The sequence below is a fragment of the Cloacibacterium sp. Arc13 genome, assembly GCF_041431305.1.
GTDB classification, from domain to species: Bacteria; Bacteroidota; Bacteroidia; order Flavobacteriales; family Weeksellaceae; genus Cloacibacterium; species Cloacibacterium caeni_B.
Genome location: NZ_JASMRM010000022.1, coordinates 1 through 25,039 on the forward strand (window position 1 = coordinate 1; position 25,039 = coordinate 25,039).

The window sequence follows — 25,039 nt, forward strand, 5'->3', positions numbered from 1 at the left end:
CGCTTTAAATAAAGCATTTCTTGTTGTTCTTGCATAACGATGTTTTTTTGTGTATCGCTATTTCAGGACTAGACATTAAATACAATAAAAAAGTCGGTTAATTTTTTAACCGACTTTTTCTATTTTTAAACTGAATTATTTTTTATTTGGCTTTTTGCGTTGCTCTTCTTGCATTTTTTGTTGTTCTTGAGCTTTTTCCATCATTTCACGCATACGTTTCTGAAATTTTCCTTCTGGTTTTGGTGCTTTAGATTTATTTTGTTGAATCTGAGCATGAATTTTCTTTTCATCTAAAATCCAATATTTAATCGCAAGGATAATTAATATATTTAAAGCATTTGACACAAAATAATACCAAGAAAGTCCAGAAGAAGAGGTGTTCAGGAAGAAGAAGAATGTAATTGGGAAAATATACATTATAATTCTCATATCTGGCATTCCTTCTTGCTGCGGTTGTTGCATTTGCCCAGAAGTCATGATTGTATAAATCAAAACTACGATGGTACATGCTACCGCAAAAATACTGATATGCTCCCCGATTAATGGAATATGGAATGGCAATTTAATTAAATCATCATAAGCGGTAAGGTCATTTGCAAACCAGAACCCTTTTCCTCTTAAGTCAATCATATTCGGGAAGAAACGGAAAAGCGCATAGAAAATAGGAATCTGAACCAGCGCTGGTAAACAGCCCGCCATTTGATTAATTCCAGCTTTTCTGTAAATTTCCATAATTGCCTGTTGACGCTTCATTGCGTTTTCTTGACCTTTAAATTTCTCTGTAACTTCTTCTATTTCTGGCTTTACCACCTTCATCATCGCACTTAATTTGTGCTGCTTAAACATCACTGGAGACAAGATAAGTTTAGTGGCAATAGTCATTAAGAAAATTACCCAACCTGCAGGAATTCCCCAATCAGATAACCAGTTATAAACTGGCACAAAGAAGATTCTGTTCAAAGTTCCTATGAAACTCCAACCTAAAGGTAATATCGTATCAAATTCTTTTCCTTCAAACTTTTTAAGTAACGGCAAATCAAGTGGTAAGAAATACCATTTGAAATTTTGATTCAATTCATTTCCTGCCAATTTTACTTGACCTTCAAAATTGAACTTTTTCAAAAATTCTCCTTTTTCTATGGTTTCTTGAGTTCCTTTAGCATGAGTAAAACCATTAGTAGATTCTATAATAGAAGCAAAAAACTGTTGTTTTACTGCTAACCAATTTAGGGTTTCTTCTGGCTCTTCAAATCCGTTTGTATCATAATCGGTAGAACCGTAATTATCAAAAGCATAATTAAATTCTGAATGGGTTTGCTCTTGCGAACGCCCTTTTTCCATTCCTCTTACAGTGTAATTCCAGTGGAAATCTGCTTTTTCATCTGTAACAATAGAAGATAAACCTTGAGTTTTAACATTAAAATCTAAAGTATAATTATCTAAAAGTTGATACACATACTGAATTGTAGCACCAGAAACTTGAGCGGTCATGGTAACAGTGTTATCCTTTACACTAGGTACAAAAACTAGATCTTTTGTATTGAAAACCTTTCCTGTTTTATCTTTAAACTGAAATCCGTAGCTAGAATTATTTTTTTCTATTAAATAAAGTGGCAAATCATGCTTATCGGTTTTAGCATTATAAGCTTTGTATTGATTAATTTCTACAGACGAAAGCTGACCTCCCAAACTTGCAAATTCTAAGGTAAGCTCTTTATTTTTTACCGTAACATTTTTTATTGCAGCTGCATTTACTGTAGCATTAATATTGTTAGCAATAGTTTTAGAAGCTACTTTTTGCTCCGTTTTTGCTTTAGCATCTGCTACTTGTTTTTCGTCTGATTGTTTGTTTTGAAAATAAAACATGAAAGCCATAAAAATGGCAGAAAAAATCACAAAACTAATCAGTTGATTTTTATCTAATCCGTTATTCTTTTGCATTACTTTAATTTAAGATTTGAAATTTAAGATTTGAGATTTAATTTTCTCAAATAGCATTCCTTTTTAATTTGGGTGACAAAAATATGAATTTTTTGTCAGATTGTCATTTCTAAAAAATTAAACTCTCAAAAAATGAGAGTTTAAGATTTATTTTTCTGTAGCTGCTTTCACCAAAGCTACAAACAGCGGATGTGGTGTAGCTACAGTACTTTTATATTCTGGATGATATTGAACACCTATATAAAACGGATGATTTTTCAGCTCCAAAGTTTCTACTAATTTAGTATCTGGATTAATTCCCGAAGCATACAAGCCATTTTTCTCGAAATCTTCTAAATAATCTGAGTTAAACTCGTAGCGATGACGGTGTCTTTCGGTAATATTTTTGTTTCCGTAGATTTCTATAAGTTTAGTGTGAGGTTTTAATTGACATTTCCAAGCGCCCAACCTCATGGTACCACCTTTATCTACTACATTTTTTTGTTCTTCCATTAAAGAAATAACAGGGTTTTTAGTCGTTAAATCAAATTCTGCAGAATTGGCATCTTTTAACCCCAAAACATTTCTCGCAAATTCGATGGTCATAATCTGCATTCCTAAACAAATGCCCAAAAGTGGAATTTTATTTTCTCTAGCAAATTTAGCTGCCAAAATTTTTCCTTCTATTCCTCTATCTCCAAAACCTGGAGCAATAAGCATTCCATCAACTCCTTTGAAATTTTCCGCTAAATTTTCTTCGGTTAAATCACCACTGTAAACCCATCTCAGTTTCACTTCTGTATCTTGCGAAGCTCCTGCATGAATAAATGCTTCGGCAATGGATTTATAGGAATCTTGAAGCGAAACATATTTTCCAACTAAAGCGATTTCTACTTTTTTCTTAGGATTTTTATATTTTTTAAGGAAGTTTTTCCAATCTTTCAAATCAGATTCTTGATTCATTGGCAAAGCCAATTCCTTAAGAACCACTTCATCAAATTTTTGTTTTTGTAATTCTAACGGAACTTGATAAATCGTTTCTACATCTATACTTTCGATTACATTTTCCGCAGGAACGTTACAGAATTGTGCCAGTTTAGCTTTAATTTCTTTGGTGATTTTATGCTCTGTTCTGCACACCAAAACATCTGCTTGAATTCCGCTTTCCATTAATTGTCTTACAGAATGCTGAGAAGGCTTGGTTTTCAATTCGCCACTTGCAGCAAGGTAAGGAAGCAAGGTAAGGTGAATGACCATAGAATTATTTTCGCCGAGCTCCCATCTTAATTGACGAACACTTTCTATATAAGGTAATGATTCTATATCGCCTACTGTTCCGCCAATTTCTGTAATGATGATGTCGTAATTTTCTTTAGCAAGAATTTTTATTCTGCGTTTTATTTCATTCGTAATATGCGGAATTACCTGAACGGTTTTTCCTAGAAAATCGCCTTTTCTTTCTTTTTCTATTACGGTTTGATAGATTTTTCCTGTAGTAACGTTATTATTCTGTGAAGTGGCAGAATCTAGAAATCTTTCATAGTGACCCAAATCTAGGTCGGTTTCTGCGCCATCTTCAGTTACATAACATTCTCCATGCTCATAAGGATTAAGCGTTCCTGGGTCTATATTAATGTAAGGATCAAGCTTTTGGATGGTTACATTAAATCCTCGGGATTTTAAAAGCAGGCCAAGTGAAGCCGAAACAATGCCTTTTCCCAAAGACGAAGTTACACCTCCTGTCACAAAGATGTATTTGGTATTCTTTTTACTCATTAGATTAGGTTTGTGCAAAGTTAATGGATTTTGACTAAAGTCCCAAAAACGATTAATTATTTCAAAAATTCTGTAAATTGCAACATCATTTATCAATTATAAATCTGTGGCAAAAATAAAAACAGCATACTATTGTCAGAAATGTGGAACGCAATATCCGCAATGGCACGGACAATGCAAAAACTGTGGAGAGTGGAATACTTTAGTAGAAGAAATTGTAGAAAAAAAATCTTCTCACTATGATATTCTAGGAAGCGGGAAACAAAAAATCATTAACATTACCGAAGTAGAAACAGGAACAGAAATTCGTCTGAAAACTGTTTCAGAAGAACTGAACCGTGTTTTAGGAGGCGGAATTGTTCTAGGCTCCGTTATTCTCATTGGTGGCGAACCTGGAATCGGTAAATCTACGCTTCTACTCCAACTTGCCTTAAAAATGAAGAAGAAAATTCTGTATGTCTCTGGTGAAGAAAGCGCTTCGCAAATTAAAATGCGTGCCGACAGAATTACTGATATTCAAAATCCAAATTGTTTCCTATACACCGAAACTTCTATCGAAAAAATATTGATGGAAGCCAAAAATCTTCAGCCAGATTTGATGATTGTAGATTCTATTCAAACTTTACAATCTCAATTGCTAGAAAGTGCTGCAGGAACGGTTTCGCAGATTAGAGAATGTTCTGGAGAATTGATAAAATTTGCCAAAGAAAAAAATATTCCAGTTATTTTAGTCGGTCACATTACCAAAGACGGACAAATTGCTGGCCCAAAAGTTCTGGAACACATGGTAGACGTAGTTCTTAATTTTGACGGAGACAGAAATCACCTTTTCAGATTGCTAAGAGCTCAGAAAAACCGCTTTGGTTCTACACAAGAAATTGGAATTTATGAAATGGTGACTCAAGGTTTAAAAGAAATTAAAAACCCTTCGGAAATCTTAATCACCAAAAAATTTGAAGAACTTTCTGGGAATGCAGTTGCCGTTACTTTAGAAGGAAACAGACCGATGCTTCTAGAAATTCAAGCTTTGGTTTCTACTGCCGTTTACGGAACTCCGCAACGCAGCTGTACTGGTTTTGACAGTAAAAGACTGAACATGCTTCTTGCTGTATTAGAAAAACGCGCTGGTTTTATGTTGGGCGCAAAAGACGTTTTCCTGAACATTACCGGTGGAATAAAAACAGACGATCCTGCCCTTGATTTGGCGGTAATCGCAGCTGTTTTGAGCAGCAACGAAGATTTAGCCATTTCAGAGAAATATTGTTTTGCTGGAGAAATAGGTTTGAGTGGAGAAATCAGACCCATTCCTCAAATTGAACAAAGAATTTCGGAAGCTGAAAAATTGGGCTACGAAAAGATTTTTGTTTCCAACCTCAACAAAATTCCTAAAAGAAAATTCGGGATTAGAATAGAAGAAGTAAGTAAAATAGAAGAGTTCCACGAAAAACTTTTTTAAAGAATTCTAAAAATGAAAAAATATTTTCTTTATTGGCTTTTCATTCCAATTTTTACAATAATTTGTGGAGTATTAATTGGGTATCTAGATTTTTATATAATTTCTCCAAAATTACCATTTCCAGATGCTTGTACCTATCATTCTCCAGAAGCAGGAACTCCTCCATTTTGGATGAAATTTTTATATATGGATGACATTATGCATCATGTAGGCCCTGAACCAAATAGTAATCATTTAATTATTTTTATTATAGTCAGTATTATTCTCGGCATTATATTTTCGAGACTTGTAATTAATAATTTTTTTAAATTTGAAAATAATAATTAATAACTTTAATAGACAATTCTAGACTAAATGAATTTCCTTGCACATACTTACCTTTCTTTTACCGATGAGCAAATCGTGGGGAATTTGATTGGTGATTTTATTAAAAATAAAAAGCGAGATCATTTATCAGAAGGAATTCAGCAAGGAATTACGCTACATAGAGCTATTGATGCTTTTACGGATGTTCACCCAAAAGTTTTAGAAGCCAAAACCGTTTTCCAACCGATTGTAAGATTGTATTCTGGCGCTTTCGTAGATGTGGTTTTTGATTATTTTTTAGCCAATGATAAAAATGTAAAATCTGCCAAAGAATGGCGGGATTTCACTGCTCATGTTTATCAAGTTCTCAATAATCACGAAGCCATTTTACCTGAAAATTTCAGAAAAGTCCTTCCTAGAATGGAAAAAGACAATTGGCTCTATAATTATCGTTTTGATTGGGGAATGGAATACAGCATTAATAATGTCTTGAATAAAGCAAAATATCTGGACAATTCTATTCCTGTTTATGGTTTTTTCCAGCATCACAAAGAGTTTTTGCGCTCTTGCTACGAAGAATTTTTCCCAGATTTACATCAGTTCTGTATTTCCTTGAATGATAATTTTAAAACATCTGATACAGATATCGATCCGGATAGTTTAGTTTAGAACTTTTTCGTTCGCCATTTACAATAATGTGAACTATGTTCATTTGATCATCAAAAAAACTGTACAATAAACTCACTGCGGTTTCTACTTTTTTAGGCATTTCTGTCGCCTCAGATTCTAGATAAACATTGACAGATTCTTTATCTTCTTCAAAGCCTAAATAATTGATTTTCAGGAATTTATTATTTGATTTCAATTTAAAATATTCTGCAAAATAATTTTCTAGAGCTTGGTCTAATCCTGCTTTACTTTTTTCTTCGCCAAAGTGTAACGTTTTATTATACTTGGCATTAAGACTATTTTCTAAATCGTCTAAAAAAAATTTGGCAGAAATCTCAAAAGTTTTGGTTTTAGCATTATAATTAATTTCCACCGAACCAACATGATAAGGATGAATAGGTTTCGCCGAAACTACAAAAGCCAGTAAAAAAGTAAAAAGTAAGAAGAATTTTTTCATGCATTCATTATTTCAAAATCCGTTCCGAAATTAATCATTATTTTCGTAACTCAAATATTAAAACATGCAAGATTTTTTATTTTATTTACAATTAGGTTGGGAACACATCATCTCAAAAGACGCTCTAGATCATCAATTATTCATCTTGGCACTCATTGCTATTTTCAGTTTTAGAGATTGGAAAAAAGTTTTAATTCTAGTAACTGCATTTACGATTGGGCACTCTTTAACTTTGGTTTTAAGCGCATTAGACGTCTTCAGATTTCCTTCTGATTGGGTAGAATTTTTAATTCCTTGCACTATCGTTTTCACTGCTTTAGACAACATTATTTTTTCTAAAAACGAGAAAAAACTCATACAACTCAATTATTATTTGGCTTTATTATTTGGTTTAATTCACGGAATGGGTTTTGCCAATTCTGTAAGAATGATGCTCGCAAGTGAACAAGACATTACTTTACCGTTATTTGGATTTAATGTAGGACTTGAATTAGGGCAAATTGTAGTCGTAGCCATCGCACTATTCATACATTATATTTTCTCGGAGGTTTTAAAGCTTTCTAATAAAATTTGGATTTACATTATATCTGTTCCTATCTTCATTTTCGCCCTAAAAATGGCATTAGAAAGGATTCCTTAACCAATTTTATCTGCATAAAACAATAATAACAGTTATTTTTTATAAAAAAAACATGCTTAGTTGTAACAAATTTTTATATTTGTTAACAAATCAATAAAGTTTAAAAATTTATAATGAAAAAAGTTCTAAGTATTTTTGTTTTTCTTTACGCTTTCGTAAGTACTTCTGCCCAAAATCACCAGAATAATCCTGGGAGCAATCATGGGAATAAATTCGAACAATTAGGTACTATTTTACCTACGCCAAACAGTTACAGAACCGCTTCTGGAGCACCTGGCCATGAATATTGGCAACAACGTGCTGATTATGAAATCAACGCTTATTTAGACGAGGACAAACTTAATCTAAAAGGCTCCGAAACAATTACTTATTACAACAACTCACCAGACGAATTAGAATATCTTTGGTTACAATTAGATGAAAATGACACGAGCAACACTAAAGATGCAGGTTATCAATCTTCTTCTACTCTAGCTAAACAAATTTCATCTGATAGATTAAAAGCTACTGAATTACCCGTAAAAGATAATGGTTTCGGGATTAATTTAGAAAAAGTAACTGATGCTAATGGTAATGCGCTTTCTTATGTGGTGAATAAAACTATGATGAGAATAGATTTACCTAAAAAACTAAAAAAAGGGGAAACTTTTAAATTTAAAATCGATTGGAACTATAATATTCCAGACAGAATGAAGCAAGGAGGAAGAGGCGGTTATGAATTCTTCCCTGAAGATGGCAACCACCTTTTTACCATGACACAATGGTATCCTAGACTTTGTGTGTATTCCGACAATCAAGGTTGGCAAAATCACCAATTTACAGGTCGTGGAGAATTCACCCTTACTTTTGGGAATTTCAAAGTAAATATGAATGTTCCTGCTGACCATATTGTAGCTTCTACAGGTTCTGGAAAAAATTTCTCAGAAGTTTTAACCGCTGAACAGTTTGCAAGATGGCAAAAAGCGCAAAATACTAAAGAGCCGATAGAAATTGTTACACTAGACGAAGCTAAAAAAGCAGAAAAATCTAAATCAAAAAATAGAAAAACTTGGACTTTCGAAGCAGAAAATGTAAGAGATTTCGCATGGACTTCTTCTAGAAAATTTATTTGGGACGCAATGCCACAATTGATTGAAGAAAATAACAATAAAGTAATGTGTATGAGTCTTTACCCTAAGGAAGCATACAATTTATACAGAAAATCTTCTACTAAAGCAGTAGCTCATACGATTAAAACGTATTCAGAATTCACGATTCCTTATCCATATCCAGTAGCACAATCTATAGAAGCGTCAAACGGTATGGAATATCCTATGATTTGTTTCAACTATGGTAGAACAGAAAAAGACGGAACCTATTCAGAAGGAATTAAAAACGGAATGATTGGAGTAATTATCCACGAAGTAGGACATAATTTCTTCCCAATGATTATTAATTCAGACGAAAGACAATGGTCTTGGATGGATGAAGGTCTTAATACTTTTGTAGAATATCTTACCGAAGAACTTTGGGATAATAAATTCCCTTCAAGAAGAGGACCAGCTCACACCATTGTGAACTATATGAAACTGCCAAAAGACCAATTAGAGCCTATTATGACCAATTCTGAAAACATTATTCATTTCGGTCCGAATGCTTACGCAAAACCTGCAACTGGGCTTAATATTTTGAGAGAAACCATCATGGGAAGAGAACTTTTTGACAAAGCTTTCAAAACATATTCTAAAAGATGGGCGTTCAGACATCCTGAACCTGCAGATTTATTCAGAACGATGGAAGATGCGTCTGGTGAAGATTTAGATTGGTTCTGGAGAGGATGGTTCTACAGCACAGATGCAGTAGACATAGCCATTGACAAAGTTACTGTTGCAACTCCAGATTTTGACGGAAAACCACAAGCTAGAGATTTTAAATACAAAGTAGACGAACCACAAGTAAATGACTTCGAAGATATTTCTAAAATCAGAAATAAAGAAGATAAGAAAATTACTTTCAAAACTGATGAAGACCAATCTTTAAGAGACTTCTATTGGAGATACGCAAGAGGTTTAGAAAAAGTAGACACTCAAAAAGAATACACCATCAAAGGTGAAGCTCCGAAAAATCTTGACACTAAAGAAAGAGAAAGTCTAAAAAATATCACAGGCTACCAAATTGACTTCTCTAACAAAGGAGGAATGGTAATGCCAATTATTTTAGAATTCACTTTCGATGATGGAACTAAATTAAACGATAAAATCCCAGCACAAATTTGGAGATCAGACGAGAAAAAAGTTTCTAAAACATACTATTTTGACAAAAAATTAAAGTCAATTCAATTAGACCCAATGTTAGAAACTGCCGATATTGACACCACTAATAACCTATGGACTGCTGATAAAGTTACACCAGAAAGCACTTCTAAATTCCAAGTGTTCAAACAGAACCAAGAAAACAGAAGAAGAGGAGCTGCTGCTGGAATGGTAAACCCAATGCAAGCCGCAGGAAAGAAAAATTAAACCTTAAATAATTGATATAACCCTGAAGCCACTCACAAAAAATGAGTGGCTTTTTTCTGCCAAAATTTCACTTCATTTTGAGAAAAATCTGCCAAATTATCTCTCAATTTTCAATTTATATTGCAGAATTGCCATTGGCACAAAATTGGAGAATTCTATCACAGAAAATTTAAAAATAATTATACATATGTCAGTAAATTTTAAACCATTAGCAGACAGAGTTTTAGTAGAACCTGTACAAGCAGAAACTAAAACAGCTTCAGGAATCATCATCCCTGATACCGCAAAAGAAAAACCACAAGAAGGAACTGTAGTTGCTGTTGGCAACGGAAAACCAGACGAACCAATGACAGTAAAAGTTGGCGATAGAGTTCTTTACGGTAAATATGCCGGTTCAGAATTAAAACTAGACGGTAAAGATTATTTAATTGTAAGAGAAGGTGATTTATTAGGAATTCTTGGATAGCATTCTGCTATCGGCAATCAGCGATCAGCAAAGATTGTTGATGTTTTTTGAAATTTTTAAACTTTATAATTTTAAATGCTGAAAGCAGAAAGCAGACAGCCAAAAAGTAAAAATATTATGGCAAAAGAAATTAAATTCGATATTGAATCAAGAGACGCTCTAAAAAGAGGTGTTGATGCATTAGCAAATGCAGTAAAAGTAACTTTAGGACCAAAAGGTAGAAACGTAGTGATTGAAAAAGCTTTCGGTGCTCCTCACGTAACTAAAGACGGTGTTTCTGTAGCAAAAGAAATTGAGCTAGAAGACAAAGTAGAAAACATGGGTGCTCAAATGGTGAAAGAAGTTGCTTCTAAAACCAATGATATTGCTGGTGACGGTACTACTACTGCTACTGTTTTAGCTCAAGCTATCGTAAGAGAAGGTCTTAAAAACGTTGCAGCTGGTGCTAATCCTATGGATTTAAAAAGAGGAATCGACAAAGCGGTAACTGCAGTTGTTGAAAACCTTAAATCTCAATCTCAATCTGTAGGTGATTCTGCCGAAAAAATTAGACAAGTAGCTTCTATTTCTGCAAATAATGACGATACTATCGGTTCATTAATCGCTGAAGCGTTCTCTAAAGTAGGTAAAGAAGGTGTAATCACTGTAGAAGAAGCAAAAGGTACTGATACTACCGTAGATGTAGTAGAAGGTATGCAATTCGACAGAGGTTACCAATCTCCATATTTCGTAACCAATGCTGAGAAAATGGTGGCTGAACTAGACAATCCTTACATTCTTTTGGTTGAGAAAAAAATCTCTTCAATGAAAGAATTATTACCAGTTCTAGAACCAGTTGCTCAACAAGGAAAATCTCTTTTAATTATTTCTGAAGAAGTAGAAGGCGAAGCTTTAGCAACTTTAGTAGTAAACAAATTGAGAGGTTCTCTTAAAATTGCTGCCGTTAAAGCTCCAGGTTTCGGAGACAGAAGAAAAGCAATGTTAGAAGATATTGCCATCTTAACTGGTGGACAAGTAGTTTCTGAAGAAAGAGGTTTCAATATGGACAATGTTACGATTGAAATGCTTGGTAGAGCAGAAAAAGTAACTATAGACAAAGACAATACAACCATCGTAAACGGTGCTGGTAACGAAGAAGAAATCAAAGGTAGAGTAAACCAAATCAAAGCTCAAATGGAATCTACTACTTCTGATTACGATAAAGAAAAATTGCAAGAAAGATTGGCTAAATTAGCTGGAGGTGTTGCTGTACTTTACGTAGGTGCTGCTTCTGAAGTTGAAATGAAAGAGAAAAAAGACAGAGTTGATGATGCACTTCACGCAACTAGAGCTGCTGTAGAAGAAGGAATTGTAGCTGGTGGTGGTGTTGCTTTAGTAAGAGCAATTGCTGCATTAGAAAACCTTTCTGGAGCTAATCAAGACGAATCTACTGGTATCAAAATCGTAAAAAGAGCGATTGAAGAACCGTTGAGACAAATTGTAGCAAATGCAGGTGGTGAAGGTTCTGTAATTGTAGCTAAAGTAGCCGAAGGAAGTGGAGATTTCGGTTATAATGCAAAATCTGACGAGTATGTAAACATGCTAGAAGCTGGAATTATAGACCCAACCAAAGTAACCAGAGTTGCTTTAGAAAACGCAGCTTCTGTATCAGGAATGCTATTAACTACAGAATGTGTAATCACAGAAGTTCCAAAACCTGAAAGTGCAATGCCACCAATGGGAGGAGGAATGCCTGGAATGATGTAATAAAAGTTAGAAGTCGGAAGATGGAAGACTCGAAAAACGTCATTGCGAGGAAGGAGTACAACGACTGACGAAGCAATCCGCTTATAAATTATATTAAATCCGTTCAATTTTTTTTGAACGGATTTTTTTATAATTTTCTCGTTCCGTAGGAACGTAATGTGTGTAGAAAAAAGTAAGCACAAAAAAGGCGTTCCGTAGGAACGCTATGTGAAAAATATAAATTCTATTTTACAAATTTATCAAGAAGACTTTTTAAATATTTGTTTTCTTCTTCTAATTTTTTAATTCTCAATTCGTATTGCTCTATTAATTTTTCGGACAAGTTATTAACTACAAAACCATTATTAACACCTGAATTATTTTGATAAAAAGACATATTCTCGCCAGATAAAAACTCTAAAATACTCGTCTCTAAAACTTTAGAAATTTCTTCTATTTGGCTAAAATCTGGTTTTGTTTTATTGTTCTCGAAATTAGAATATGTTTTCTGCGAAATTTGTAAAACTTCTGCCATATATTCTTGTGAGAAGTTTTTGGTAAGTCTTGCTTGTTTTAGTTTTTCTCCTAAACTCATTTCTAAATATTTTACTCAAATGTAAAAATAATTTTTGGAATTAGTAATTTTTTTCTTGTGTTAGTAATTCTAATCTCAATAATTGCTTTTCATGGTGGTAAATTTGAAAAAACTAACTTAAGAAAAACAAAAAATATTACATTACGGTTTCCCGTAATTTTAATCAAAATCACTTATTTACTTTTACAAAAATTTTTAACATGAAAAGAATTTTATTTATTATTCCGTTATTGTCCATAATATCTTGCAATAAACAAACCCCAGAGTGTGATGACAAAGATGTGTTACTTACCGTAAAAGATATAATATTAGGAAGGTTTCATGGCGGAGACTCTTTACAAATGGCTAATATAGAAAAATCTATAAAAATAACTAACATTAGACAATCTTCAAGAAATGAAGAAAATAAATCTTGTGGCTGTGATGCAACCATAGAACTAACTCAACCCGATTGGTTTAATCGTCCCTACACAAGAAGAAATAATTATTATTACACCGCTCAAAAAAACACAGAAGGAGAAATCTATGTTGAACTTTTTAAACAATAACATGAAATCAAGAGTTAAAATAATTAAAGAAGTCCCCAAAAACATTATTCATAAAGACTGGAAACTTTGTTTTCAATGGTGTCAATATATTTATGAAAATGGAACAAGCGAATTTGGTTATAGATTCATTTGGAGAGATGAACTAAATCGCTTAAGACCACAAAGAGGTCAAGCAAGGATTCCAACATTCAAAGAAATGGACACTTTATTAGATGAAGCAAAAATTGATGGATGGTTAGAAAAAATTGAAAAAGTATAGACTATCAAACATTCCAACTATGGTAAAAATCCGTTCAAAAAAATTGAACGGATTTTTTATTTCCAAAAAATTTCAAGAAATTAGTAAAATGAAACCATACATCGCCATCAACGCTTCTGCCGGTTCTGGTAAAACTTACACTTTGGTACAAAGAGTGTTGATGATTTGCCTTGAAAATCCATATCAAAAAGACGCTATTCGTCATATTTTGGCGCTCACTTTTACCAATAAAGCAGCCAACGAAATGAAGGAAAGAATTCTTTCTTGGCTCAAGGAATTTACACAAGAAAACTACGCCGAAAACGATAAATTGCTCGGAATTCAACAAAAATTTGAAGAACAAGGCAAGAAAATTACGTTAGACGATTTGCATCACCGTTCACAGAAAGTGTTGGATTATATTTTGCACAACTACTCTACTTTAAACATCGGAACGATTGATAAATTCAACGCAAAATTGGTGAGAAGTTTTTCTTATGAATTGGGTTTGGCGCAGAATTTTAATCTCGAAATTCAGCCAGAACCTTTTCTGATTGAAGCGGTGGATCAAATGCTCAATAAAATTGGCGAAAACGAACAAATTTCCGAAGCTTTTTTGGATTATGTAAATTATAGTCTTGACCAAAACGAACGTGTCAACATCAATAAAACTTTGTTAGATTCTGCCAAAGAATTTGTGAATGACAAGCATTATCATTGGCTCGAAGAAAATAAAGATTTCGATTGGAAAGCTTATGAAAACACCAAAAATAACATCAGAACTGAGATTAAAGAACTGAAAGAAAATTCTAAAAAAATTGCCCTATATTCTTTAGAATTGATAAAAAACAACGGTTTGGAAATCGAAGATTTTGCTGGAGGAAAAACAAACGGGATTGGTAGTTTTTTTAAAAAATTTGAAGAAAAGGAAGAGCCTTTATTATATGAATCTGAAGAAAAAGAAATTGGAACATTAGAAAATTTTCAAAAAGGTGCTTCTGCAAAAGGTAAAAAGAAAGAATCTGAAATTTTCGGAATTTTAGAAACTTTAATTGAAAATCGCAAAAAAATTATTCAAAATTATATTCTTGGAGAGAAAAAAGAGAAAATTTTACGAGCACTCTTACCTTTGAAAGTCAATAAAGAAATTCAAGACCAATTACAACTCATTGAAGATGAAAACGATTTGGTTTTGCTTTCAAAATTCAATGTTTTGATTAATGAAAATCTGCGCAATGAACCTTCTGCATTTATTTATGAAAAAGTAGGAACACAGTTTCAGCATTATTTTTTTGATGAGTTTCAAGATACATCAGCGTTGCAATGGATGAATTTTCTTCCGCTTCGTGACCACAATATCGCTACCGAAAATTCTAGTTTTACGTTAGTTGGCGACCCGAAACAAAGTATTTACAGATTCCGTGGCGGAAATGCAGAAATAATGCTCGACATTATCAATAAAAAAGATTTTTCGCCAATTGAAGTAGAAATTGAGACGCTTCAACAAAACTTCCGAAGTGCTAAAAACATTGTGAAATTCAATAATGAATTGTATCATTTTTACGGAAGTTACCTGAATGAAGAACACGCCAAATTATTCGGAAAAAATGCAGAACAAACCGCTTTTTCTAGAAAAGAAGGCAGAGTGAAAGTACATTTTTTAGAAAATGATTTGAAGGAAATTTATTACCAAGATTGCACCGAAAAAATGCAACAAGATTTGCAAGAGTGCATCAATAATGGTTTTGAATTTAGCGACATCACCATTCTTTGCCGAGGAAATAATGATATTTTCAATTTTTCTAAATTGTTGGGAAATCTAAAAGTGAATTACAAAGGCGAAGAAACCTACATTAAAACCATTTCTGAAAAAGGTTTAACACTTGAACTTTCGGGAACGCTTCGTGCTTTGATTCAGTTTTTGTATTGGGAAACTTTTCCTAAAAACAGAAGATTTTTGGTAAAAATGATGTATGAATTAAACAAATCTGGCAGAATAACAATGCAGGATTTTTCGGTAGAAATGAAGCAGATTTTAGACATCGAAAACAAAAAAGATATTGAAACCTTCATCAAAGAAAAATATGGAGTTGCGCTGAAACAGGAAGATTTTCCGCATCTTAATTTGTACAATTTTATAGAATATTACATCCACGAATTTTCGGTAAAAGATAAAGAAACCGATTTTTTGCTCAATTTTTTGGAATTGCTTTACAATTACACGCAAAATGCGGGTGCAACTTTGAAAGATTTCCTCAATTTTTGGGAAGAAGAAGGCAAAAACACAAGCATTCAAGCTTCGGAAAATATTCATGCCATACAATTGATGACTATTCATAAAGCGAAAGGTTTAGAATTTCCGATTGTATTTCTTCCGATGGAAAATGCGCATAAAGACAGTAAAATTCAAGATTGGTTTTCTTTGGAAGAAAATACCGCTTTGAAATCGGTAAATATTGGAGGTTTCGAGAAAAAACTACAAACGTACGATGACCAAATTTCTGAATTTAACGAAGAAAATGCTTACAAAAATTTCATCGATAGATTGTGCCTGCAATATGTAGCCACAACCAGACCTGTAGAACAATTGTTTCTTTATGTTCAAAAACCAACTAGAGATAAAAACGGAAACGAAAATCCATCAAATATTGAAATTTATGATTTTTTAAAATCTAAAAATGTAGAAAATGCAGACAGTTTTGATATTTTTAAAATTGATGAAAATACGCTGAAAAAACAAAGTAAAAAAGAAGAAAAACAACACGTTTCTCAACAAATTTCTTCTTTGACTCAAAAGCACGAGAAATCTGCGAATATTACCATCGCAACACCTTCCAGAAACTACCAAGAAAGAAACGAAAAAGTAAGAAACGGAATTTTCACCCACGAAATTTTAGCAAAAATCAATACTAAAAATGATGTAGAAAAAGTTTTGAAATCATATCTTTTAGAAGGATTAATCACCGAAACTGAAAAATCTGAAATTGCCTATAGAATTTTTGAAATCATTGAAAAATATCCCAAATATTTTACAGAAAATCAAGAAGTTTTAAGCGAAAGAGAATTGTTAATTGAAGGAAAAACCTACAGACCAGACCGAATGGTAAAAATAGATGACACTTGGTTTATCATCGATTTTAAAACCGGAAATCCGTCAGAAAAACACAAAAAACAAATTGATTTATACCAAAAAGCGATGGAAAATCTCGGCAGAAAAATTGGTGGAACTGAATTGATTTATTTGTAACTTTATAAAAATTAATACCATGAAAAAATTATTATTTTTCCTTGCTTTGTCTTTTACTCAAATGAGTTTTGCTCAAGAAAATAACCTTGAAAAAATTATTTCTAACAACTCTCAGAATGTAAAAATACGAGATAACAATAACTTCCAAAATGTACTTTATGTAATTGACGGAATGCCAACTTTTTCTGATTGCTCTGCTATTAATGTTCAAAACATTGAAAGTATTAATGTTATAAAAGGAGAAAGAGCAACGGGATTATATGGTTATAGAGCAAAAAATGGAGTTTTAATCTTTAAAACTAAACCAAATACTCAATTTCTAAATTTTAAAAATATTGTTAAAGAATTTAAAATTTCAAAAGCAGACCAATTCTTGCCAATTGTGCTCAACAAACATTTCGTTGACGAAAAAGAATATCTTTTGCTTGATAAATCTGCCATCATTTCTGTGAAAATTCTTGATGAACAACCATTTGTTGAACCTGTTCTTTTGCCAAAAGGAAAAGCCATTTATATTGAAGCAATGGAAACAAAATAAATTTATTGTTTTGAAAGTCGGCTCCGTAGGAGCCAAAGGTTTGTAGAAATATTTGTGATATCAAAAAAAGCTCCGTAGGAGCGACACCAAAAACTAACCCAAAAATGGCAAACACCTATTCACAAATTTACATTCAATTTATTTTCGCTGTAAAAAGCAGAGAATCTCAAATTTTAGAATCTCACAGAGAAAGACTTCAACAATATATTACTGGAATTATACGAAGTAAAGAACAAAAATTATTAGCAATTTATGCAAATCCTGATCATATTCACTTATTGGTTGGATTTAATAAATTAGACATCAAAATTTCAGATTTTGTAAGAGATATTAAATCAAATTCTTCAAAAATAATTAATGAAGAAAATTGGTTTATTGGAAAATTTCATTGGCAGGAAGGTTATGGCGCATTTTCATATTCTAAAAGTCAAATAGATAATGTTGTAAAGTATATTTTGAATCAAAAAGAACATCATCAGAAGAAAAGTTTTAGACAAGAATATTTAGAATTTTTGAAAAAATTTGATGTGGAATTTGATGAAAAATATTTGTTTGAATTTTATGATTAACCTTTCGCTCCTACGGAGCTCAACTTTTATACGCTGAATATCCTACAAACCTTTGGCTCCTACGGAGCCTAATTCATGCTAAATAAAAATAGATAACAAATTTTCAAAATTTTATAAAATTTTTCGAGTTAAAAATCTCGAAACACGAATCCCGTATCTCAATACTTTTTCACTATTTTTGTTCAATGAATTCAAACCTCGAACTTCAACTCAAAACACTTCCTTCAGAACCCGGAGTTTACCGTTATTACGATAAAAACGGACAACTTTTGTATGTAGGAAAAGCTAAAAATTTGAAGAAAAGAGTGCTTTCTTATTTCAACAAAAATCAAAACGGTTACAGAACCAGAATTATGGTTTCTAAAATCGTACGATTAGAAACGACCGTTGTAAACTCTGAATATGACGCGCTTTTATTAGAAAATAATCTGATAAAAGAACATCAACCGTTTTACAACGTGATGTTGAAAGACGACAAAACCTATCCTTGGATTTGTATTAAAAACGAAAATTTCCCGCGTGTTTTTTTGACTAGAACCATCATCAAAGATGGAAGTGAATATTACGGACCTTATGCCAAAGTTCGTCCTGCTAAAATCTTATTGGAAACGATTAAAAATTTGTATAAAATTCGTTCTTGTAATTTAGATTTGGCCCCGAAAAAAATTGAAGACGGAAAATATAAAGTTTGCTTAGAATACCACATCAAAAATTGCAAAGGTCCTTGTGAAGGCTTAGAAAGTCTGGAAAGTTATGATGAAAAAATAGACGCCATCCGTGGAATTATCAAAGGAGATTTCCGAAAAGCGAGGAAATATTTAGAAGACGAAATGTTTCGTTTTGCCGCCAATTTAGAGTTTGAAGCGGCACAAAATGTAAAAGAAAGATTAGATATTTTAGAAGATTACCAAGCGAGAAATACCGTTGTAAATCCAAACATTGATGATGTAGATGTTTTCGGGATGACGAGTGATGAAACTGCAGCTTATGTGAATTTCTTTAAAATCAGAAACGGAAATATTGTCCAAAGTTTCACTACTGAAATCAAAAAAATGCTGGAAGAAACCGATGAAGAAATTTTGGAAGAAGCACTCATAGAAATCCGACAAAAATTCGCTTCGGAATCCAAAGAAATTTTGCTTCCTTTTCACTTGAATATAGAAATTCCGAATATAAAACTCATCGTTCCGAAAGTGGGCGATAAGAAACGAATTGTAGAACTTTCTGAAAAAAATGCTAAAGAATACAGACTCGAAAAACTGAAACAAGTTCAAATAGTAGATCCAGAAAGACACACCAACAGAATTATGGCAGAAATGCAAAAACTTTTGCGAATGCCTGTAGAACCAAGACATATTGAAGGTTTTGATAATTCTAATATTCAAGGGAGTAATCCTGTTTCTGCTTGTGTTGTTTTTAAGGATGGAAAACCAAGTAAATCTGATTACCGAATTTTTCACGTAAAAACAGTGGAAGGTCCGAATGATTTTGCGACGATGGAAGAAGTGATTTACAGACGTTACAAAAGAATGCTGGATGAAGGCGAAAATCTTCCGCAACTGATTTTGATTGACGGAGGAAAAGGTCAACTTTCTTCTGCGGTGAAAAGTTTGAAATTATTAGGTTTGTACGGAAAAATTACGATTGTGGGAATTGCAAAACGTTTGGAAGAAATTTTCTTTCCAGAAGATCCAATTCCGTTGTATTTAGACAAAAAATCTGAAACGCTAAAAGTTTTACAGAGAGTGAGAGACGAAGCTCATCGTTTTGGTGTGAAACATCACAGAACACGCAGAACCAACAATACCATAAAATCTGAGTTAGAAGAAATTCCTGGAGTTGGCGAAAAAACCATAGAATTGCTTCTTAAAAAACTAAAATCTGTAAAACGGGTGAAAGAAGCCAACCTAGAAACTCTAGAAGAAATTCTTGGTAAACAGAAAGGGAAAGTAGTTTGGGAGTTTTTTAATTCAAATTAAAAATTTCATAAAAGAAATATACTAACGAAACTGCACTAAAAATTAAAAAATAAGTAAAAAAGTAAAGATAACTTTTAGCGTTAAAAATTTTTGTTTTGGTAAAAAGTCTTATTAAACTATGAATAATGAATATTGCTAAAGTTGCAATTAAACTTAAAATAATTCCAATAATAGTTTTCCCAAAAATAAAAGAGTAAAATTTAGTTTCTAAAGTTATTTTCAGTCTTTCTTCACTTGTGATTATAAAAATGTTCGCAAAAAATAGCCAATAAGAAAAAATTAATGCAACTATAATAGTAATCAACCAAGTGATATTTTTAGAATTCATTTTTAACTATTTAGCTACAAAAACTTCTTTTTTGTAATTTCCATCGCTGGTTGGGATTTCTATGACTAAATTTCCGTTTTCTGTGTAACCAATGGTAGAAGCTCCGTTTTCTAAAATTACTCTGTAAACATCTGATTTTGTTGTATTTTTAAACGTAGCAAAAGGAACAGAACTACTAGAACTTACCAAAATGAATTGATCTTTAGAAATCTGAATTTTTTGGAAACTCATCGTTCCATTGCTATAACTTTCTGCTTTTTTAGAAACTTCTGGAGTTGCAGAATTTGTAGAAGTTACTACAGCCTGAACTGGCTTTTCTACAACAGCTTCTACTGCAATTTTTTCAGTTGGTTTTGCTAAAATTTCTATTTCTTTGGGTTGAGAATTTTGTAAATTTTTGAGTGAAATATTCATCGCGTCTTGATAGCCTAACTCGAAATCCTTAATCATAGAAGTTCCTTTAGTTTCAAAAACTACGTTTTTCTCGCAATTCGAAAACTGTAATTTCAGTCGGTTTCTGAACATGTTAGAATCATTAAGTAAATCTACATTTAAAACTTTGCAAGGATTTTGTCTTAATTCTAAGGGCCAGTTTACAATGTCATCTTGAATTACTTTATACTTTTTCCCTTCTAAAGCTTTTTTCAAAAGGGTATTGAGATTATATTCATTTGCTTCAAAATCTTTGAACTTTTTAGGAACATAAATGTATTCGTAATCGGTAATATTTTGAGCGGAAAATATAAGAGTGAAAAACAAGAAAGCAAGTGCAAATGATTTTTTCATTGTGAGAAATTTTAGTGAAGTAAATGTAAAAAATAAATAAGTTCTAATGAAATTAATTTTCTGAAAAACGTGCTTACGAAGAAATGAAAGTGAAAAATAGCCCTGATTGAGCCTTTGTTTGAGCTCTTTTTGTTTTTTTTTGTCATTCTGAGAGAATTCGAAGAATCTAAAAAAAACAAAAAAGCGAGTGGCGAAAGCAGGTGAAAACGTGATTAAAAACTGAAAACGGGTTGCTTCTAATATCTAAAATCCCTCATATCCAATTTCAGAGAAAAGAAATTCGAGAAATAATTGCTGCCGCCAATTCCTGTATTGGTGATGGCGTAATCTAGCGTAAGTCCCTTGTATTTGATGCCAATTCCAGCGCTTGGTTGCATAGAAACTTTGCGTTTTAGGTCTTCTATATCGGTTACTGTTTGGAATCTATTGAGACCAGCTCTTACAAAAATCATTTTCTGGAAACTGAGTTCCGCACCCAAATAAGGCGAAATACTTGCAAAATCGGTAGAAATTACTGCAGCGGTTTTGGCAAAATCTACATTAAGACCGGCTTCTGGCAATAATTCTAAATCTCTGTTAATTTCGAAATTTTTGGAAACGCCTAGATTAAGTTTAGGCATGGTTATTTCCATTTTATCTTTTGGAGCGGGATTGAATTCTTCTCCGTTTACTACTGCTGATAATTCTTTTTGGTTGATACTCCAAAAATTAACCGTAGTAGTGGCATCTCTCAGCATAGCTCCAAATTGGTAACCAGAATCTGCGCGATAAATAGCTCCTGCATCAAATCCAAACCCAAAACCATTGGCAAATTTCCCAATATTTCGGTAAACTATTTTGGCATTAATTCCAACACTTAGTTTTTGGTTTCCACCAGGACGAAAAGCATAAGAAATAATTCCCGCGTAATCTGAAGTAGAAAATTTAGAAATTTTATCATAATCAATATTCCCTTCGGAGTCTATCATCTGAGTAGTGTTCAAAATATTATCCACTCCCAATCTCACAATAGAAATTCCCAAAACTCCATCTTTAGAATCGAGCGCTTTGGCGAAAGAAATATAATCGTATTTCGCAATAGATTCAAAATATTCTGCGTGCATTGCTGCACCTTGCCAATCACTTTCTACTTCGGTTAAACCAGCTGGATTCCACATCGGAGCATAGACATCATTCTGATTAGAAATCACAGCGCCTCCCATTGCTAAACCTCTGGCTCCAGCTCCAATATTGAGAAATTCGTTAGAATATTTTCTTACGATTTGTGCGTTGCCAATGACTGACAAAAAGGTTAAAAGAAGTAAATATTTTTTCATCAAATTTGTTTAATATCACTTTTAAGTGTTTTCTATCGCTATTTCTTTAGATTTTTTTCTTGCTTTAATGACTCCGTTAATAACAATTGCCAAAATCATAACCAAAGATGCTCCATAAAAAACAGCACTCATTTTTTCTGATTCTCCAAAAATAAAAAAAGCCAATATAATTCCATAAATAGGCTCTAAATTTACTGTAAGAATCAAGGTAAATGGTGAAATGTACTTCATCAAATTCACTGATTCAAACATAGGATATGCTGTAAAAACACTCGCCAATAAGGTTAATAACGCTAAATCACGGTAACTTATTTCGCCAATTTGTGAAATTTGACCAGAAAAAACATAATACAAACTAATCACTAGAAATCCTCCGAAAATTTCATAGAAAATAATGTTTCCAGATGATGTTTTGCCATATAATTTTCCGTTAAAAACAGAGAAAATAGTTCCGAGTAAAGCGCAAATTAACCCGTAAATAATTCCTAATTTGTACTGAAATTCTACTTTGAAAATTAAGGAAATACAAATCACAATCACGATTCCCATCACAATCTCCGAAAGGTCTATTTTTCTTTTAAAAATTAGAGGTTCTAATAGTGCGGCAAACAAGGTAGATGTTCCCAGACAACTCAGCGCAATAGATACATTAGAAACCTTAATAGAACTGAAAAAAAACAACCAGTGAAATGCCATTAAACTTCCTATTCCTACTAATTTTAAGAGCAATTTCTTAGAAACTTTTATGCTGTCTTTTTTGATAATCCTAATGAATAAATAGAGAAAAACCGATGCAAATAGCATTCTGTAGAAAACCAAAACTTCTGCATTCGCATGAATCAGTTTCCCCAAAATAGCAGTAAATCCCCATAAAAAAACAATCAAATGAAGCCTAAAAGTAGAAGTTTTATACATATCTCAAATTTTCAGTACAAAAATATCATTAATTTTCTATTTATCATTGGCTTTCCTCAATTCATTCCTATAAACACGCCCCGAATTTTCTTCGAAAATTCGGGGCGTTGCTCAAATAATAAACTATAAAAACTAATTAGGAAAAATAAATCATTAAATTCTTTTTATCAATAACGGAAAAACAAGATTCAATATTTCTTAAAAATTAGTTAAATTTTTATTTTTTTTGGCGCCAATTTCGTGCTGTCGCCAGTCGCTTCCCGAAAAGCCAAATTCATTCCCATTTCATTTCGGGAGAGCTCCAACAATGGCTCCATCACGGGCGCAGTTCGGTCATAAAAACACTTTCAGAGTTAAATTTAAATTTATGGTACATCTCATTCAGAATTCATTTCTTATTTTTTATAAAATGTGTATTTTTAGAGACACAAAATAAATTATGGACTTACAATTCAATAAAAACGAAGACACTAATAAACTCAGGCTTTCAGAAATTAATCAACTCTACGCCAAAATCAAAAAAGGTGGCGGAGAAAAAGCTTTACAAAAACAGCACGAACAAGGTAAACTCACCGCTAGAGAACGTATCGCTTATCTACTTGATAATGATGATGAAGCGATAGAAATAGCGGCTTTTGCAGGCCACGAAATGTATGAAGAACATGGTGGTTGTCCAAGTGCTGGAGTAGTTGTAAAAATTGGTAAAATTTCAGGTAAACAATGCATCGTTGTAGCCAATGATGCTACCGTAAAAGCAGGAGCTTGGTTCCCAATTACAGGAAAGAAAAACCTTAGAGCACAAGAAATCTCCATGGAAAACAGACTGCCCATCATTTATTTGGTAGATTCTGCAGGTGTTTATCTTCCTATGCAAGACGAAATTTTCCCAGACAAGGAACATTTTGGTAGAATTTTTAGAAATAACGCAAAAATGTCTTCTATGGGAATCATCCAAATTTCTGCCATTATGGGGAGTTGTGTTGCAGGTGGAGCTTACCTCCCAATTATGAGTGATGAAGCAATGATTGTAGATAAAACAGGTTCTATTTTCTTAGCTGGAAGTTACTTGGTAAAAGCCGCAATCGGTGAAAATATTGACAATGAAACTTTAGGTGGAGCAACTACACATTGCGAAATTTCTGGAGTTACAGATTACAAAGCCAAAGATGATAAAGACGCTTTAGACAGAATTAAAAACATTATGAAATCCATTGGTGATTTCGAAAAAGCAGGATTTGATAGGACAGAAAGTTTTCCTCCTAAAGAAAATCCAGAAGAAATTTTTGGTATTATTCCCGCTTCTAGAGCAGAACAATATGACACTTATGAAATCATTAAAAGACTTGTAGATCAATCAGAATTCGAAGAATACAAGCCAGATTATGGCAAAACTATTATTTGCGCCACCGCAAGAATCGATGGTTGGTCAGTAGGAATTGTAGCCAATCAAAGAAAAATGGTAAAATCTGGGAAAGGTGAAATGCAGTTTGGAGGTGTTATTTATTCAGATTCTGCAGATAAAGCCACTAGATTTATAGCCAATTGTAATCAAAGAAAAATTCCTTTGGTTTTTTTACAAGACGTAACTGGATTTATGGTAGGTTCTAAATCAGAACATGGAGGAATCATCAAAGACGGTGCAAAAATGGTAAATGCAGTTGCCAACTCAGTAGTTCCAAAATTTACAATTATTACAGGAAACTCCTTCGGAGCAGGGAACTATGCCATGTGCGGAAAAGCATATGATCCTAGATTTATCGTGTCATGGCCTTGGGCAGAATTAGCCGTTATGGGAGGCTCACAAGCAGCAAAAGTTTTGGTTCAAATTCAAGAATCTACTCTCAAAAAACAAGGAAAGGAAATTACAACAGAAGAACATAATGCACTTGTAGAAAAAATCACTCAAAACTACACCAAACAAATAAAAGTAGAATATTCGGCAGCTAGAATTTGGGTAGATGCTATTATCAATCCGTTAGACACCAGAAAATGGATATCTGCAGGAATAGAAGTTGCAAATAATTCTCCTATTACAGATAAGTTTAATTTGGGAGTAATTCAAGTATA

22 protein-coding genes are annotated in these 25,039 nt (G+C 32.8%); 14 read left to right on the forward strand and 8 right to left on the reverse strand.

Annotation, left to right across the window (positions count from 1 at the left end; all coding sequences use genetic code 11):
- Positions 1 to 135: 135 nt before the first annotated feature.
- A complete protein-coding gene (gene yidC, locus QO190_RS12535; protein WP_371463578.1) occupies positions 136 to 1,941 on the reverse strand; it encodes a membrane protein insertase YidC in 1,806 nt (601 codons plus the stop codon).
- A 147-nt stretch (positions 1,942 to 2,088) separates the two neighbouring features.
- Positions 2,089 to 3,696, reverse strand: a complete 1,608-nt coding sequence (locus tag QO190_RS12540; protein ID WP_371463580.1) for a CTP synthase — start codon at positions 3,694 to 3,696, stop codon at positions 2,089 to 2,091.
- A 106-nt stretch (positions 3,697 to 3,802) separates the two neighbouring features.
- Between QO190_RS12540 and radA the strand changes: the two genes are divergently transcribed.
- Genes radA through QO190_RS12555 form a run of 3 tightly spaced genes read left to right on the forward strand, consistent with a single transcriptional unit; the run spans position 3,803 to position 6,127 of the window.
- Complete coding sequence (radA, locus tag QO190_RS12545; protein WP_371463582.1) at positions 3,803 to 5,152, forward strand: DNA repair protein RadA; 1,350 nt, start codon at positions 3,803 to 3,805, stop codon at positions 5,150 to 5,152.
- A 12-nt stretch (positions 5,153 to 5,164) separates the two neighbouring features.
- Positions 5,165 to 5,479, forward strand: a complete 315-nt coding sequence (locus QO190_RS12550; protein WP_371463584.1) for a hypothetical protein — start codon at positions 5,165 to 5,167, stop codon at positions 5,477 to 5,479.
- 27 nt (positions 5,480 to 5,506) lie between these two features.
- Positions 5,507 to 6,127 (forward strand): ACP phosphodiesterase, encoded by a 621-nt coding sequence (locus QO190_RS12555; RefSeq protein ID WP_213190464.1) that lies wholly within the window; start codon positions 5,507 to 5,509, stop codon positions 6,125 to 6,127.
- Here QO190_RS12555 and QO190_RS12560 read toward each other — a convergent pair.
- A complete protein-coding gene (locus tag QO190_RS12560) occupies positions 6,084 to 6,584 on the reverse strand; it encodes a DUF6702 family protein (RefSeq protein WP_371463585.1) in 501 nt (166 codons plus the stop codon). The genes QO190_RS12555 and QO190_RS12560 overlap by 44 nt on opposite strands.
- Positions 6,585 to 6,648: 64 nt before the next feature.
- On the opposite strand from QO190_RS12560, the gene QO190_RS12565 reads away from it, so the two are divergent.
- From QO190_RS12565 to groL, 4 genes are all read left to right on the forward strand, one after another.
- On the forward strand, positions 6,649 to 7,224 hold the full coding sequence (locus tag QO190_RS12565) for a HupE/UreJ family protein (protein WP_104794212.1): 576 nt from the start codon (positions 6,649 to 6,651) through the stop codon (positions 7,222 to 7,224).
- A 113-nt stretch (positions 7,225 to 7,337) separates the two neighbouring features.
- Positions 7,338 to 9,722, forward strand: coding sequence for a M1 family metallopeptidase (locus QO190_RS12570; RefSeq protein ID WP_371463586.1), 2,385 nt, complete (start codon positions 7,338 to 7,340; stop codon positions 9,720 to 9,722).
- A 187-nt stretch (positions 9,723 to 9,909) separates the two neighbouring features.
- Complete coding sequence (gene groES, locus QO190_RS12575; protein ID WP_371463587.1) at positions 9,910 to 10,188, forward strand: co-chaperone GroES; 279 nt, start codon at positions 9,910 to 9,912, stop codon at positions 10,186 to 10,188.
- Positions 10,189 to 10,305: 117 nt separating this feature from the next.
- Positions 10,306 to 11,934 (forward strand): chaperonin GroEL, encoded by a 1,629-nt coding sequence (groL, locus tag QO190_RS12580; protein ID WP_371463607.1) that lies wholly within the window; start codon positions 10,306 to 10,308, stop codon positions 11,932 to 11,934.
- A gap of 223 nt (positions 11,935 to 12,157) precedes the next feature.
- On the opposite strand, the gene QO190_RS12585 is transcribed toward groL, so the two are convergent.
- Complete coding sequence (locus QO190_RS12585; RefSeq protein WP_371463588.1) at positions 12,158 to 12,508, reverse strand: helix-turn-helix domain-containing protein; 351 nt, start codon at positions 12,506 to 12,508, stop codon at positions 12,158 to 12,160.
- A gap of 200 nt (positions 12,509 to 12,708) precedes the next feature.
- On the opposite strand from QO190_RS12585, the gene QO190_RS12590 reads away from it, so the two are divergent.
- The 6 genes from QO190_RS12590 (at position 12,709) to uvrC (ending at position 19,627) form a co-directional block, all read left to right on the forward strand.
- Complete coding sequence (locus QO190_RS12590; RefSeq protein ID WP_371463590.1) at positions 12,709 to 13,056, forward strand: hypothetical protein; 348 nt, start codon at positions 12,709 to 12,711, stop codon at positions 13,054 to 13,056.
- Position 13,057: 1 nt separating this feature from the next.
- Positions 13,058 to 13,315: a hypothetical protein gene (locus tag QO190_RS12595; protein WP_371463592.1), complete on the forward strand. Its 258-nt coding sequence runs from the start codon at positions 13,058 to 13,060 to the stop codon at positions 13,313 to 13,315.
- An 88-nt stretch (positions 13,316 to 13,403) separates the two neighbouring features.
- A complete protein-coding gene (locus QO190_RS12600) occupies positions 13,404 to 16,541 on the forward strand; it encodes a UvrD-helicase domain-containing protein (protein ID WP_371463593.1) in 3,138 nt (1,045 codons plus the stop codon).
- A 19-nt stretch (positions 16,542 to 16,560) separates the two neighbouring features.
- Positions 16,561 to 17,079 (forward strand): TonB-dependent receptor plug domain-containing protein, encoded by a 519-nt coding sequence (locus tag QO190_RS12605; protein ID WP_371463594.1) that lies wholly within the window; start codon positions 16,561 to 16,563, stop codon positions 17,077 to 17,079.
- 104 nt (positions 17,080 to 17,183) lie between these two features.
- Positions 17,184 to 17,648: an IS200/IS605 family transposase gene (gene tnpA, locus QO190_RS12610; protein ID WP_371463595.1), complete on the forward strand. Its 465-nt coding sequence runs from the start codon at positions 17,184 to 17,186 to the stop codon at positions 17,646 to 17,648.
- A 185-nt stretch (positions 17,649 to 17,833) separates the two neighbouring features.
- A complete protein-coding gene (gene uvrC, locus QO190_RS12615) occupies positions 17,834 to 19,627 on the forward strand; it encodes an excinuclease ABC subunit UvrC (RefSeq protein WP_371463596.1) in 1,794 nt (597 codons plus the stop codon).
- Here the strand turns inward: uvrC and QO190_RS12620 are convergent.
- The 4 genes from QO190_RS12620 to QO190_RS12635 all read right to left on the reverse strand — a co-directional run bounded on the left by QO190_RS12620 (position 19,614) and on the right by QO190_RS12635 (position 22,972).
- Positions 19,614 to 19,955 carry a hypothetical protein gene (locus QO190_RS12620; protein WP_371463598.1) on the reverse strand — a complete coding sequence of 114 codons (342 nt, stop codon included), beginning with the start codon at positions 19,953 to 19,955 and terminating at the stop codon, positions 19,614 to 19,616. The two genes, uvrC and QO190_RS12620, sit on opposite strands and share 14 nt — an antisense overlap.
- 6 nt (positions 19,956 to 19,961) lie before the next feature.
- A complete protein-coding gene (locus tag QO190_RS12625) occupies positions 19,962 to 20,741 on the reverse strand; it encodes a hypothetical protein (RefSeq protein WP_371463600.1) in 780 nt (259 codons plus the stop codon).
- 236 nt (positions 20,742 to 20,977) lie between these two features.
- Positions 20,978 to 22,057, reverse strand: coding sequence for a PorV/PorQ family protein (locus QO190_RS12630; protein ID WP_371463602.1), 1,080 nt, complete (start codon positions 22,055 to 22,057; stop codon positions 20,978 to 20,980).
- Between the two features lie 21 nt (positions 22,058 to 22,078).
- A complete protein-coding gene (locus QO190_RS12635; RefSeq protein ID WP_371463604.1) occupies positions 22,079 to 22,972 on the reverse strand; it encodes a DMT family transporter in 894 nt (297 codons plus the stop codon).
- Positions 22,973 to 23,411: 439 nt separating this feature from the next.
- Here QO190_RS12635 and QO190_RS12640 point away from each other — a divergent pair.
- Positions 23,412 to 25,039 (forward strand): acyl-CoA carboxylase subunit beta (locus QO190_RS12640; protein WP_371463605.1); only part of this gene is annotated, 1,628 nt, incomplete at its 3' end.

What these genes read in the sequence shown, in the direction of transcription:
- groL (WP_371463607.1), top strand. Translation starts at nt 10,306, where the DNA reads ATGGCAAAAGAAATTAAATTCGATATTGAATCAAGAGACGCTCTAAAA.
- QO190_RS12550 (WP_371463584.1), top strand. Translation starts at nt 5,165, where the DNA reads ATGAAAAAATATTTTCTTTATTGGCTTTTCATTCCAATTTTTACAATA.
- QO190_RS12595 (WP_371463592.1), top strand. Translation starts at nt 13,058, where the DNA reads ATGAAATCAAGAGTTAAAATAATTAAAGAAGTCCCCAAAAACATTATT.
- QO190_RS12590 (WP_371463590.1), top strand. Translation starts at nt 12,709, where the DNA reads ATGAAAAGAATTTTATTTATTATTCCGTTATTGTCCATAATATCTTGC.
- uvrC (WP_371463596.1), top strand. Translation starts at nt 17,834, where the DNA reads ATGAATTCAAACCTCGAACTTCAACTCAAAACACTTCCTTCAGAACCC.
- QO190_RS12605 (WP_371463594.1), top strand. Translation starts at nt 16,561, where the DNA reads ATGAAAAAATTATTATTTTTCCTTGCTTTGTCTTTTACTCAAATGAGT.
- QO190_RS12620 (WP_371463598.1), bottom strand. Translation starts at nt 19,955, where the DNA reads ATGAATTCTAAAAATATCACTTGGTTGATTACTATTATAGTTGCATTA.
- tnpA (WP_371463595.1), top strand. Translation starts at nt 17,184, where the DNA reads ATGGCAAACACCTATTCACAAATTTACATTCAATTTATTTTCGCTGTA.
- QO190_RS12560 (WP_371463585.1), bottom strand. Translation starts at nt 6,584, where the DNA reads ATGAAAAAATTCTTCTTACTTTTTACTTTTTTACTGGCTTTTGTAGTT.
- QO190_RS12600 (WP_371463593.1), top strand. Translation starts at nt 13,404, where the DNA reads ATGAAACCATACATCGCCATCAACGCTTCTGCCGGTTCTGGTAAAACT.
- QO190_RS12540 (WP_371463580.1), bottom strand. Translation starts at nt 3,696, where the DNA reads ATGAGTAAAAAGAATACCAAATACATCTTTGTGACAGGAGGTGTAACT.
- QO190_RS12555 (WP_213190464.1), top strand. Translation starts at nt 5,507, where the DNA reads ATGAATTTCCTTGCACATACTTACCTTTCTTTTACCGATGAGCAAATC.
- QO190_RS12565 (WP_104794212.1), top strand. Translation starts at nt 6,649, where the DNA reads ATGCAAGATTTTTTATTTTATTTACAATTAGGTTGGGAACACATCATC.
- QO190_RS12630 (WP_371463602.1), bottom strand. Translation starts at nt 22,057, where the DNA reads ATGAAAAAATATTTACTTCTTTTAACCTTTTTGTCAGTCATTGGCAAC.
- groES (WP_371463587.1), top strand. Translation starts at nt 9,910, where the DNA reads ATGTCAGTAAATTTTAAACCATTAGCAGACAGAGTTTTAGTAGAACCT.
- QO190_RS12570 (WP_371463586.1), top strand. Translation starts at nt 7,338, where the DNA reads ATGAAAAAAGTTCTAAGTATTTTTGTTTTTCTTTACGCTTTCGTAAGT.
- QO190_RS12585 (WP_371463588.1), bottom strand. Translation starts at nt 12,508, where the DNA reads ATGAGTTTAGGAGAAAAACTAAAACAAGCAAGACTTACCAAAAACTTC.
- QO190_RS12625 (WP_371463600.1), bottom strand. Translation starts at nt 20,741, where the DNA reads ATGAAAAAATCATTTGCACTTGCTTTCTTGTTTTTCACTCTTATATTT.
- QO190_RS12635 (WP_371463604.1), bottom strand. Translation starts at nt 22,972, where the DNA reads ATGTATAAAACTTCTACTTTTAGGCTTCATTTGATTGTTTTTTTATGG.
- yidC (WP_371463578.1), bottom strand. Translation starts at nt 1,941, where the DNA reads ATGCAAAAGAATAACGGATTAGATAAAAATCAACTGATTAGTTTTGTG.